Origin of the sequence: Marinobacterium lutimaris (assembly GCF_900108065.1) — a bacterium.
In the GTDB taxonomy this organism is placed as follows: Bacteria; Pseudomonadota; Gammaproteobacteria; order Pseudomonadales; family Balneatricaceae; genus Marinobacterium_D; species Marinobacterium_D lutimaris.
In genome coordinates this window covers 374,799-386,760 of sequence record NZ_FNVQ01000003.1, presented here as the reverse complement: position 1 = coordinate 386,760, position 11,962 = coordinate 374,799, and the positions used below count along the sequence as shown (strand labels likewise).

The 11,962-nt window shown below is 59.3% G+C and carries 9 protein-coding genes; 6 read left to right on the top strand and 3 right to left on the bottom strand.

What is annotated here, in order from left to right; genetic code table 11:
* Positions 1 to 10: 10 nt before the first annotated feature.
* Positions 11 to 610, top strand: coding sequence for a DJ-1/PfpI family protein (locus tag C4S72_RS16120; RefSeq protein ID WP_104004190.1), 600 nt, complete (start codon positions 11 to 13; stop codon positions 608 to 610).
* Positions 611 to 627: 17 nt separating this feature from the next.
* On the opposite strand, the gene C4S72_RS16115 is transcribed toward C4S72_RS16120, so the two are convergent.
* Both C4S72_RS16115 and C4S72_RS16110 read right to left on the bottom strand, forming a co-directional pair.
* Positions 628 to 3,225, bottom strand: a complete 2,598-nt coding sequence (locus C4S72_RS16115) for a DUF349 domain-containing protein (RefSeq protein ID WP_104004189.1) — start codon at positions 3,223 to 3,225, stop codon at positions 628 to 630.
* 281 nt (positions 3,226 to 3,506) lie between these two features.
* Positions 3,507 to 3,935 (bottom strand): YchJ family protein, encoded by a 429-nt coding sequence (locus C4S72_RS16110; protein ID WP_104004188.1) that lies wholly within the window; start codon positions 3,933 to 3,935, stop codon positions 3,507 to 3,509.
* Between the two features lie 66 nt (positions 3,936 to 4,001).
* Between C4S72_RS16110 and sbcB the strand changes: the two genes are divergently transcribed.
* Complete coding sequence (gene sbcB / locus C4S72_RS16105; protein WP_104004187.1) at positions 4,002 to 5,453, top strand: exodeoxyribonuclease I; 1,452 nt, start codon at positions 4,002 to 4,004, stop codon at positions 5,451 to 5,453.
* Positions 5,443 to 5,868, top strand: a complete 426-nt coding sequence (locus C4S72_RS16100) for a hypothetical protein (protein WP_104004186.1) — start codon at positions 5,443 to 5,445, stop codon at positions 5,866 to 5,868. The genes sbcB and C4S72_RS16100 overlap by 11 nt, the downstream gene beginning before the upstream one ends.
* Before the next feature lie 35 nt (positions 5,869 to 5,903).
* On the opposite strand, the gene C4S72_RS16095 is transcribed toward C4S72_RS16100, so the two are convergent.
* Entirely contained in the window at positions 5,904 to 8,744 is a 2,841-nt protein-coding gene (locus C4S72_RS16095) for an insulinase family protein (protein ID WP_104004185.1), read from the bottom strand.
* 166 nt (positions 8,745 to 8,910) lie between these two features.
* Between C4S72_RS16095 and C4S72_RS16090 the strand changes: the two genes are divergently transcribed.
* Genes C4S72_RS16090 through C4S72_RS16080 form a run of 3 tightly spaced genes read left to right on the top strand, consistent with a single transcriptional unit; the run spans position 8,911 to position 11,892 of the window.
* Positions 8,911 to 9,294: a DUF6394 family protein gene (locus C4S72_RS16090; RefSeq protein ID WP_104004184.1), complete on the top strand. Its 384-nt coding sequence runs from the start codon at positions 8,911 to 8,913 to the stop codon at positions 9,292 to 9,294.
* 7 nt (positions 9,295 to 9,301) lie between these two features.
* A complete protein-coding gene (locus C4S72_RS16085) occupies positions 9,302 to 10,999 on the top strand; it encodes a potassium channel family protein (RefSeq protein WP_104004183.1) in 1,698 nt (565 codons plus the stop codon).
* Positions 10,996 to 11,892: a DMT family transporter gene (locus tag C4S72_RS16080; RefSeq protein ID WP_104004182.1), complete on the top strand. Its 897-nt coding sequence runs from the start codon at positions 10,996 to 10,998 to the stop codon at positions 11,890 to 11,892. The genes C4S72_RS16085 and C4S72_RS16080 overlap by 4 nt, the downstream gene beginning before the upstream one ends.
* Positions 11,893 to 11,962: the final 70 nt, after the last annotated feature.

Here is an 11,962-nt window from a genome sequence, read left to right as displayed (position 1 = left end):
AGTGGATAAGATGCATATCGCTATTCTGACTTTTGATGGCTTCAATGAACTCGACTCTCTCATCGCCCTCGGCGTGCTTAACCGAATCAGGAGGCCGGGCTGGCAGGTGTCGATCGCGAGTCCGAAACCACGAGTAGAGTCGATGAATGGCGTAGTGATCGAGTCGCATATATCACTCGAGCAGGCCAACGCTGCCGATGCGGTGCTGGTCGGCAGCGGGATGAAAACCCGAGAGGTTGCTGCGGATGTGGCGTTGATGGAGCAGCTTAAACTTGACCACCAGCGTCAGCTTATCGGTGCCCAGTGCTCCGGCGCGCTGGTGCTGGAGAGTCTCGGTTTACTGGATAACTTGCCGGCCTGCACGGATCTGACGACGCGCCCCTGGGTTGAAGAAAAAGGTGTTGAAGTGCTGGAGCAGCCGTTTTTCGCCAGCGGAAATCTGGCGACCGCAGGAGGTTGTCTTGCCTCGAGCTACCTGGCGGCTTGGGTGATCGCCCGGTCAGAAGGGGTGGAAGCAGCCAAAAGCGCTATCCACTATGTGGCACCGGTGGGGGAGAAGGAGGTGTACGTCGATCAGGCGATACGCAATATTCTGCCCTATCTCGCCTGATCGAAGGTTTTGAAGCCTTATACCGTGCGCTGTTTCAGCTGGTTAAAGCGCCGTGAAAGCTGCGGGAATACGCGGTTGAATGCAACGCAGTGCCACAGCAGTTCGAGTTCGGTGACATCGGCGCTGGAGGGGTTGCGGCTCTGCTCGTCGATCGCCTGCTGCAGGCGCAGCATCTGGTATTCCATGCGCTGAGCCTGATCCTCATCCGGTGAAGGCTGGCTGAGCAGGATCTCCAGGCGGATGCAGAGTTCACGCAGCTCGCTTTCGCTATCGGCAAGGCGCGCCTCGAGAGCGTCCGGCGAAGAGAGCAGAGATGCAACCGCATCGACACGCTGACTCATCGCCAGCTTCCATTGCTCCGGCACCTGTGAGAGTGAATCACTGATCGCTGAAAGCAGTTTGTCGACGATGCCGCTATTGCCATCAAGGATCGCTTTTTCGGCCTTGTCGAGCAGCTCGGCGCAGGACTCAAGACGCGACATAGCCTCGGCTTTAAGCGGTGGCGTGGTCTGTTCGACACTGATTGGATCGCCGCTGCTGCCTGTGCTTTTCAGGCGTGCAAAGATAGCGTCACAATGCTCTCGGAACGCCTGCCAGAGCGCGCGCTCTTCGGTGCGAAATGCCGGCCCCGTCTGCTTCCACTGTTGCTGCAGCGCCTTGGCCTCCGCCGCTGCCGCTGAAACATCTTCCCACTCGGTCAGGGCCGCGGCGCTGTCCACCAGTGACTGCTTGGTATTTGCGCACTGTTGATGCCAGGTGCGCAGGCGGTTATCAAGCTCACGGATCAACTGGTTGAAACGCTGCTGCAGCACCTTGCCGGGAGCCCGGTCTACCGGCGAAAACTGCTTCCACTCGCGCTTGGCGGTGTGGCAGATCCGTTCAATCGCGGGCCATTCAGCTTCGTCCCAGTTTACGGACTCAAACAGGGTTTCGAGCTGGCGGCAGATCTCTTCGCGCTGGGTGAGATTTTGCAGGCGTTTCTCTTTCTGTGAGGCGAAGTGGCTTTCACAGGGGGCGTATGCGGTTTCCGCTGCGGTGCGGAAACGCTGCCAGAGCTTCTGCGAATGCACGGCAGAGTTCGAGTCGAGTGCTTTCCACTCTTTCTGCAGCGCGCGGATGCGGTCTGCCAGCGGCTGAGGTTCCAGTGCGGAGCCGATCAGCGCTTCCATCTGTTCGCACAGTGCTTCTTTTTTGCCGTTGACGGCAAAACCCTGCCAGTCCTTGATCTCCTGAAGCTGGGCCGTCAGCACCTTGAGGCGTTGTTCCAGAGCATCGGGCAGCTGCGTTGAGACTGCCTGTGCCTGTTGCTCGGCGCGCTCGCGTTGTTTCAGGGCGTTACGGATTTCACCCTGTTCTATCGCCTGTTCGAGCTGGTCGAGGGTTTTCTCCAGACGGGTACAGAGTTCGCTGATCTGTTCTTTCTGTTCCCGCTTGGCCTGACGAGCCTCGTTCAGTATCTGCTGTGCACGGTTCAGCAGGGCAGGCTGTGGGCAGGAGGTGGGCCAGTCGATGCGGGAAAGATAACCGGCCAGGGCAATGTCAGTGCCGTTGCCGTCTGCCGGCGTTTCGAGCTGTTGCTGGATGTGCGGCTCTAATTCGGCAAGCTGGCTAATGGCCTCAAGTAGCTTCGCTGCTGTTGCGACGCGCTCGGCAAGCTGTGTCTCAACGTCGCCTTCGTTGCGGTACTGCTCGGCTCGCTGCAGCAGTTCATTCAGTTCAGGCAGGAGTGCAGTGGCGTCAGCGCTACGCAGGCACAGAGCGGCCAGTTCGGTATCCAGAGCCTGAGCCTGCTCTGCATGCAGGATCCGGGCCTGCTCAGCGGCTTCGGCGGCCGCCTTGCGTGCGGCCTGCTCGGCGATGACCTGTTCCGCCTGGGCCTTGAGCACCAGGTAGTGGTCATTCTGTTGCTGCGAAGCTTCCGGGAGCTGGCTCCAGTCGCGAATCAGCACATCGAAACGGGCCTGGAACAGCTGCTGGTCCTGGCCATTCACCAGAGTATCCAGCGAAGCAAGCAGCTCCTCACGGCGGATTGCTATCTGCGCCTGCTCTTTTTCCTGCTCACGCAACGCCTGGATCGCGTCCCGGGCAATGCGATGAACCGCCTTGTCGCTACCCCGGCTATCTCTGGCCAGGGTCTCGAGATGTTCCGGGCCTGATACGCGCAGCGCCGCTTCACGTCGAGTCTGGGCGGTGGGGCCTTTCAGCGCGATCAGGATCAGGAACTGCTGTTCCTCGACCAGGTCAATAATGTGGCTGCGCAGAGTGGATGAAATATCGGCCAGCACCAGCTCGACGCGTGTGCTGTCTGTGGGAAGCTTAAGTGCCCACTCCAGCTGCTCGTTCATGGAGCGTGATGAGAGTTGGGCAGCGATCGCATTGGCGGCGAGGTGGCGAATCTCCGCGTCCTGTTCCGCCGTCAGTGCCTGGATCAGCAGCGCGGTATCAGTGACACGTTCAATAGCGGCCCGGCGTACCTCGCTGCTGCGATCATCCAGCAACAGACTGCGCAGGATGTCGGAGTGAGCGGGGCGGTCCGAGTCCAGCCGGTTAACGGCACGGGCGCGGACATCGGGGCTTGGGTGCCGCCATTTAGGTTTAAACAGATTCGCAAACATCAATCACCACAAACCGGCGCAGAGGCTCGGCTCTTTAATCGTGTATCCGGCTCTAATGAAGATCCGGGACCCGGTCGGAACCTATCTCTGGCACCGACCGACGGGCCCGCAGTATTGGTCGCTAAAAAGGGCGTCCACAGGAGCGGGCACCTATTCTAACGGCCTAGTACAACGCAGGAAAAGCCTTGACAGAGCTGAAAAATATGTCCGAGATGAGCGCCGAAATCCGGGAGCCCTGACCGGAACTCCCATCAATCAGCCTGGACTTTTTCTTCGCTTTCTTAGCCCGGCAGAAGCTCTACATCACCGTCGACGTAGACCCAGAGACCGGCTTCGCGGCGGAACCGAGAGTGTTCGCGCAGAACGCCTTTGCTGGGGCCTGACTGGAATCGAGCTTCGAAACTGACTTCTCCCAGATCGTCACTTTCCTTGCCCATACGGGTGGAGAGAATGTTCAGACCAGTCCATGTGGTGACCTGGGTTTGTTCAGTCAGTAGCTCGGCATCGCCCTCCTGGCGTTTTTCCGGCGCTACGGTGTCCAGCAGATAATCCACGGCGCCGATGGCAAAGGCGCAGTAACGCGAGCGCATCAGTGCTTCCGCGGTGGGGGCTGGCGTGGTGCCGCTGAGAGCGGGGCCGCAGCAGTCGGCGAAAGATTTGCCGGAGCCGCAGGGGCAGGCTGCGTCGCTGCTTAACTGATCGTGGAACATGCCAGAGAACCCTTTCAATGTTAGTGTATGCACCGATTATACACGACGGAACCGAACGGACCCGCAATGGCTAAGGCTCAAGACACATTCTTCTGGCACGACTACGAAACTTTCGGCACCGATCCGGCGCGGGACAGGCCCGTGCAGTTCGCCGGAGTACGCACCGACGCCGACTTCAATATCATCGAAGAACCGCTGGTGGTCTTCGCCATCCCCTCCGAGGATATTCTGCCGCATCCCCAGGCTTGTCTTGTCACCGGCATCACGCCGCAGCAGGCGCTGGCTGAGGGTGTCTGCGAGGCTGAGTTTATCCGTCAGATTCATGAGCAGCTGGCCCGTCCGGGTACCTGTGCGGTGGGCTATAACTCCATCCGCTTCGATGACGAAGTGACCCGCAACACTCTCTATCGTAACTTCTATGATCCGTACGCGCGGGAGTGGCAGAACGGCTGCTCACGCTGGGACATTATCGATATGCTGCGCCTGACCCGTGCGCTAAGGCCAGAAGGCATCGAGTGGCCCACCTATGAAGACGGCACCCCGAGTCTTCGGCTTGAGGATCTCAGCAAGGCTAATGGTCTGGCCCATGAACAGGCGCACGATGCGCTGTCCGATGTATACGCGACCATCGCCGTGGCCAAGCTGGTCAGGGAGCGGCAGCCGAAGCTGTTTGACTATGTGCTCAACAATCGCGGCAAACGCGCTATTCAGTCGAAGCTCGATGTGCCAGCGATGAAACCGGTGCTGCACGTTTCTTCTAAATACCCGGTAGAGTGGGGTAATGCGGCGATTGTTGCGCCACTGACCTGGCACCCGGTGAACCGCAACGCGGCAGCCGTATGGGACCTTCGCGTAGATCCGACGCCGCTGTTTGAGCTCAGCGTAGAACAGATCCGCGAACTGCTTTATACCCGCCATGATGAGCGTCCCGCCGATGCACCGCAGATCGCGCTGAAGCTGCTACATACCAACCGCTGCCCGATCGTTGCACCGGCCGGCATGCTGAACGCTGAAGAGGCGGCGCGGCTCAATATCGATGGCGATACCTGTCGACGTCACCTGGCGATGCTGAGGGCTGAACCGGGGCTGCTGGAAAAACTGATTGCCCTCTATACCGACGAGCACCCGCCGTCCGATGGCGATCCAGATCATATGCTTTACTCCGGTGGTTTCTTCGGCGATTCCGACCGCGTGCTGATGGAGCAGGTGCGTAACGCCGCGCCGGAAGAGCTGGCGCTGATGGAGCCGCCGTTCCAGGATCCTCGCCTTGAAGAGATGCTGCTGCGCTACAAGGCGCGTAACTTCCCCGAAGCGATGCGCGAGGATGAACACCAGCGCTGGGAGGAGTATCGCTCGCATAAGCTGTTGAACGAAAACAACAACGGCTACCTGACGATTCCGCGCTTCTATGAAGAGCTAAACAAACTGGCGCAGCAGCCGACTATTTCAGATCGGGACAAACTTATTCTGGAAGAGCTGGCGTTCTATGCCGAGTCGATCTACCCGCTTGAATACTGATCTCAGACGTCGCAAGGCGGGCAGGGCCGGCACGGTTGCGGCTCTGCTGCTGGCGTTTGTCTGCGCGCCGCTATTGGCCGCCGAGCCCAGTAAGCAGATCGCTGAGCGCTATGCCTCGGAGATTGAATATGCTGTGGTAACACGGGGACCGGACAGGCCTTTGCCGCCGGTTACGGTGGTGGCTCCTTCCCCTCCGCCGCCAGTGCACGAGGTGGTGGTTTCGCCGGTCGATGGGGTCCGTATAGCGGGTGAGGATCTGGTGTTTGCTCAGATCATGCAGGATGAGTACAACGCGGGCTGCAAACGCAGCCAGGACTGCGGTCATCTGATGGAGCCGGATATCGGTATTCCGCCCGGTGATTCATTAACGCCGGATGCCCCTTTCGGCACCCGGCGTAACGTTATCGAGCTCTAATTCAGCCTTTTTTATCAGGTCCGGCTGGGCGTCGCTCAAGGCGCCGCCGTTCCCGGTACAAACTGCTTATCCTCTTTCAGCGCATTCAGCAGCGCCTTGTCATCCCTGGAACCCGGCTCGTTGTCGCCGCCGTAGCTGCGCAGCGCCAGCTGGCGCGTACGCAGCTCGCTCAGTCGTGCCGCCAGTGAATCCGGCGTGATCTGCAGTGTCGCGGCGGTCAGTGCTTCGCGGGTGTTGAAGTCAGGGTTTTCCCGGTCCAGCTCTCGCCAGAGGCGGGCAGAGCGATTCTTCAGCGTTTTATCGCTTTGGTTGATACGTGAAATCAAGCTCTGCTTGAACGCTGCAAGCTCCTCCTCGGTGATTGTGCTGAGGCGTTCAGACATCCCTTCCAGAAACTCGTCGTAGGCGGCTTCCAGTTTGTCAGGGTCGGCCACCGGAGACTGCACGACCAGGGCAATTCCCGGAACATCCTGCATCGGCAGCGGGGTCGAAAATACGATATAGCCCAGTTGCTGCTCGGTACGCAGGCTTGAGTAAAACGGCGTCTGCATGATCTCGTTCAGCAGGGCGACCTCGGCGCGGGCCTTGATAGCAGTGCTGTTACCCTGCATGTAGAGCGTCAGGGCCGAGTCGTTGTGTTCGATATCGAGGGTGTCATATAGGCGTTTGCCCGCCGGCAGCTGGACCACCGGCAGCTGTGCGGCTTCCTCGGCCGGGTCTTTCGCTACCAGGGATTCGTAAACCTTGCTGGCCATCTGGCGGGCACTGACGCTGCTGATGTTGCCGTGGGCAAAACTGCGCAGGTAGAGGCCGGAGAACAGTTCGGGCAGGTACTCCTGCAGGTCTTTAAGGGAGATCGATGCCAGGGCATCCAGCTTCTGCTGCTCGGACCACTGCGGCATCAGCGCGGTGTAAAGCGCGCTGAAAGTCTGGTTGTAGGGCTTGTCCTTGTCGGCGTTTTCCAGCTCTTCGGTCAGCGCGTTCTTGATGCGACGGAAGCGGCTCTCGGACTCCGGCTGCTGCTTGATTTCATCGAGAATGCTGTCCAGCAGTACCGGCTGGCGCTGGTTGTAGCCTGAGATACGGATGCCGAAACCGCGCATGTGCGGGTAGATCGATGCAGACAGTCCTGCGAGACTGGCGTCGTAAAAGTCCTCGTTCATGCGGTCATCCAGCATCCGCGCGAACAGGGTGTTCAGCACCGCGTGTCGGGCGCTGTCGTTGGCGGTCTCCGAGATGAACGTAAAGTAGAGATTGGCGCGGGGGACATTGAAGCTCAGATCCTGCAGGAACCAGAGCTTGGCGCCCTTGGCTTGCCAGAGTGCTTCCGGTGTCTCGCTTGGCTCGCCCTCGGGCTGGATCAGGCTGAGATCCTTTGCCACGTAGGGGTTGAGGCTGCGCACCGCCAGAGCATCATCGGCCTGGGGATTGTCCCAGCCGCGCTCGGCGTTGCTGTCTGGCTTGCCGAGGCTGTACTCAATGCCGTAGCGCTCGGTCTTGCTGTCGGTTTTCAGATCGGGAGCCGCCAGGGTCAGGATCATATTTTCCGGCGTCAGCTTGTCCAGGTAACTCTGGATCAGGTCAGCGTCGAAACGATCGTAAAGGTAGGGGCCATCGAGCAGGTTCTCAACCGGGTAATCCGGCATTCTGGCGGCTAACTGCATCGCTTCATGCACCGGCTCACCGGACTCATGGAAACGGAAGTCGGTGGCGGCCAGTTGTGCTTCCTCGTCGTAAAGATCTTCGCGCACGCCTTCCGCCTTGAATTTTTCCACAAAGGCAAAGAACAGCTCGACTACCTGGTCGTAGTGTTCAAGACCGGACTGGGTCAGTTCGATACCCACATCAAAGCTGGCCTGGTTGGCCAGATCCATGCCGGGAGAGGCGCCGAGGCCGCGTGCCCAGCCTTTCTCCTTCAGCAGGCTCAGCAGGCTGCCTTTGCCCTCGTAGCCGATCATGCTGGCGATGTAATAGAGCGGTTTTTCGCGCCAGTGGTCGCGCATGGCAGGTACCGGGAAGCGCAGGCTCAGCTGGCGGGTGTCCATCTTGGTGACCACATCCAGCTGCACCGGCAACTGCTCCGGCTTGTAAAGCGGCTCGGTGGAGGGCGTGTGTTCAAGCTTGCGGTTGGGAATGGCGTTGAAGTACTGCTCTACCATGGCGCGCAGCTCGGCGGTGGACTGACGCCCGATCACCACCAGATCCATCAGGTTGGCAGAGTAGTGGCTTTCGTAAAACTTGATCAGCTCATCGCGAACATCGGAGTTGGGGCGGTCCGCCAGTGTGTCCAGGTTACCGACGAAGAAACGGCTGAACGGATGCTCAGGGTTCATCGGTAGCTTGCTGGCGGAGTAGAGGCGGCGGCCATCGTCCTGCAGCTGGGATTTGAATTCCGAGTGCACTGCGTGACGCTCCCGGTCCACCAGTTCGGGGGTGAACAGGGGGGCGATGAAAAACTGGGAGAAACGATCCAGGGCTCCGGAGAGGGCGTCGGCCTTAACGTCGAAGAAGTAGTTGGTGTTGTCGTAGGCGGTGTAAGCGTTGTGGCTGCCGCCGTTGGCGCTGATGAACTCCTGGTAGGCGCCGGATTCCGGGTACTTTTCGGTACCCAGGAACAGCATGTGTTCCAGAAAGTGAGCCAGGCCGGGTCGTTCTTCCGGGTTGTCGGCGCTACCGGCGAGTACGTTCATGGAGGCGGCGGCCTTGTCCGTGGTCGGGTCTGATATCACCACCACCTCAAGGCCGTTATCCAGCGAGAAGTTTTCGTACTGACGCTGGTCGTTTGGGCTCTGAATCAGCGCTGCGCGGGCAACGCTGGCGAACACAAAAAGCAGAAGAAGGGCACTGAAGCCTTGGGCAGCTCGCCTGAAATGCATGTGAATCCTGATCCCTTTTTTCAAGATGGTGCGCAATAGTACTTCCTCAGACCTCAGCTTTGACGTTCAGTTTCTAAGTCGATTCGGAAAAACGTCTCCAGCCGGATGCGCTGTCCCCCGAGGGCCGGTAGAATCTTAATATGACTAACGCAGGGAGTTTCAACGGATGAATCGCGAAAAAGTGATATTCGCTTTTTTTATTGTGCTGGCCTTAACGCTGAACTTCGGTTTCTTTGTCGGCGAGATCGATAACCCCGATCACCACGATGTCCTCGAACTCTTCCTTGCCCTGGTGGTAAGCCTGATCTGCACCGTGCTCAAGTTCGGTGATCGCAGCCACCTGGGCGCGCTGATGCTGGCGACCAGCCTGGTGGCTGACCTGCAGCTGATCATCGCCGCCGGTATCTGGGGCTATGGCGAGCATATTGCTGCCACCGGCATGGAGGCTGAAGTGATGGCCAGTGTGGTCTCCTTTGCCGGCGGGGCGCTGCTGGCGAACATCACCTCGGTGATCCTGCTGATGGTAGAAACCGTACTGATCCGGCGCTGATCGTCCCATGTACGATATCCTCTATGTGCTGCTGAGACGGCTGAGGGCGCCGCTGATCACGTTGATCGTGGTCTATGCGGTGTCGATACTCGGTTTTATCCTGATCCCCGGCCAGGACGATCAGGGCAACGTCTGGCACATGAGCTACTTCCACGCCTTCTACTTCGTCTCGTTCATGGGCTCTACCATCGGCTTTGGCGAGATCCCCTACGCCTTTAACGATGCCCAGCGGATGTGGACGCTTTGCACCATCTACGCCTGCGTGGTGGCCTGGCTCTACGGTATAGGTACCACGCTGGCGGTGTTCCAGGACTCCGGCTTTACCCGGTTGCTGCGGCTACGCCGGTTCGTAAACCACGTACGTAGTCTGACCGAACCCTTCTACCTGATCTGCGGCTATGGCGTTACCGGCTCCAACCTGGCCCGCGAGCTGACCGAGCGCAACGTACGCGTGGTCGTGGTGGATATTGATCAGGACCGCGTTGATGAACTGGAGCTGGATGGTCTGCGGATTCCGGTGCCGGCGCTTTGTGGCGATGCCTCGCTGCCGGATATTCTCGATCACGCCGGCCTGCAGTTGCCGAACTGCGCCGGGGTGCTGGCGCTGACCAACAGCGACAAGGTCAACCTGGCGATCTCTATCGCCAGCAAGGTGCTCAAGCCGAAGCGGCTGGCGATCAGCCGCTCTGAAAACGATATCACCACCGCCAACCTGGCTTCCTTTGGCACCGATCTGATTGTCGACCCCTTCCGTGCCTACGCTGAATACGTGGCGCTGGCGGCTCATAGCCCGCACCGGCACCTGGTGTTTGACTGGCTGATGAACCCGGAACATCGCAACCTGGCCAGCGTCTATCGCCATGCCAAGGGGCGCTGGATTATCTGCGGCTTTGGCCGTTTCGGCAGCAACATCAGCCGCGAGCTGAAGCAGGAAGAGACCGAGGTCACTATTATCGACCCGGATCCGAAGAATATCCGTGATCTGCCGGGCGCGGTGCTCGGTGTCGGCACCGAGGCGGTGACCCTGCAGCAGGCGGGCGTCGAAGACGCAGTGGGTATAGTGGCAGGCACCGCCAATGACGCTGACAACCTGTCGATCATCATGACCGCCCGTGAGCTCAACCCGAAGCTGATCACCGTGGTGCGCCAAAACCTGAGCGCCAACGACCTGGTGTTTGAAAACTCCCGCTGCGATTTCATAATGCAGCCGGGGCAGATTATCGCCACCCGCATCATGGCGCAGCTTAAAACACCGCTGCTGTCGGAGTTCCTCGATCAGTTAATGCAGCAGGACGAGGTCTGGGCCCATACGCTGCTTAACCGCATGAACGCGACGGTAGGAGACGAGGCGCTGGAGAGTCGTTCTGTCTGTGTCGGTGAGAAAGAAGCTCCCGCAGTGCTGGAAAAACTTCAGGAAGGAACCGAAATAAAGTTGATCGCACTGCTGAAGAATCCTCACTACCGCAAAGAGACATTGCACTGCTTCCCGTTGATGATGCGCCGCGGTGACGAGGTGAAGCTGCTGCCCGGCGAGCTGACCGAACTGCAGCCCGGTGACGATATTCTGTTCTGCGGTCGCAAGGGAGCGCTGGATCGTATGGCCTGGACCGCCTTCAACTACAACACCCTGCATTATGTGCTGACCGGTAACGATGCCACTCAGAGCCGGCTGCAACGCTGGCTGCAGGGGAGCGACACCAAGTGAAGGCCTATCTGCTTCTGGCCCTGACACCACTGTTCTGGGCCGGCAACGTGGTCAGCGCTCGCGCTATCCATGCCGATCTGGATCCCATAGCGCTGGCGTTTCTGCGCTGGCTGCTGGTGCTGTTGATGATCCTGCCCTGGGCGCTGCCCCGCATCTGGCGCAGCCGTGAGGTGATCCGCGCTCACCTGCCGATGCTTATCCTTTTATCCATTCTTAGTGTCGCCAGCTTCAACACTTTTATCTACATGGGGCTGCAGGACACCGGCGCTTCCAACGCAGCGTTGTTGCAGTCCGCTGCGCCGGTGGTGATCGTGCTGCTTAACTCCATGCTGCTGCGCGAGCGGATCAGTCTGCGCCAATGGGCGGGGATTCTGGTATCGCTCTGTGGCGTGGCGGTACTGGTCAGTCAGGCGAATTTTACGACACTGCTGGCGCTGGAGTTCAACCGTGGTGATATCTGGATCGGCGTGGCGGTGCTGACCTGGTCGGTCTACTCCGTGGCGCTGCGCTGGCGCCCGCAGGCGTTGGACGGTTTTACCCTGTTTTCGGTCAGCGTGGTGATCGGTACCCTGGCGCTGGCGCCATTCGGTATCTGGCACCTGGGCGAGGGTGTGGAGATCAACTGGGGGCTGCCGGTGGTCTCCGCCATTATCTACATGGCCATAGGCCCCTCGATACTGGCTTACCTGTTCTGGAACCGCGGTGTGGCAGAGCTTGGCGCTGCTCGGGCAGGGCTGTTTATCCACCTGATTCCGGTGTTTGGCGTGTTGATGTCGGTACTTTTTCTTGGAGAATCGCTGTACCTTTTCCACGGAGCAGGTATTCTGCTCATCTTTACAGGTATCTATCTGGCAACAATTTGCCGGAGGAAGGAGACGGCGAAGACGAGTTAGCGCGAGATAGGGGCGATTTGAAGAAGCCTGCACAGACGGGTTTGTTCATGTTTTTCCTAAATCGAGGATT

Coding starts and splice junctions, on each gene's coding strand:
- C4S72_RS16120 (WP_104004190.1), top strand. CDS start 11: ATGCATATCGCTATTCTGACTTTTGATGGCTTCAATGAACTCGACTCT.
- C4S72_RS16115 (WP_104004189.1), bottom strand. CDS start 3,225: ATGTTTGCGAATCTGTTTAAACCTAAATGGCGGCACCCAAGCCCCGAT.
- C4S72_RS16110 (WP_104004188.1), bottom strand. CDS start 3,935: ATGTTCCACGATCAGTTAAGCAGCGACGCAGCCTGCCCCTGCGGCTCC.
- sbcB (WP_104004187.1), top strand. CDS start 4,002: ATGGCTAAGGCTCAAGACACATTCTTCTGGCACGACTACGAAACTTTC.
- C4S72_RS16095 (WP_104004185.1), bottom strand. CDS start 8,744: ATGCATTTCAGGCGAGCTGCCCAAGGCTTCAGTGCCCTTCTTCTGCTT.
- C4S72_RS16090 (WP_104004184.1), top strand. CDS start 8,911: ATGAATCGCGAAAAAGTGATATTCGCTTTTTTTATTGTGCTGGCCTTA.
- C4S72_RS16085 (WP_104004183.1), top strand. CDS start 9,302: ATGTACGATATCCTCTATGTGCTGCTGAGACGGCTGAGGGCGCCGCTG.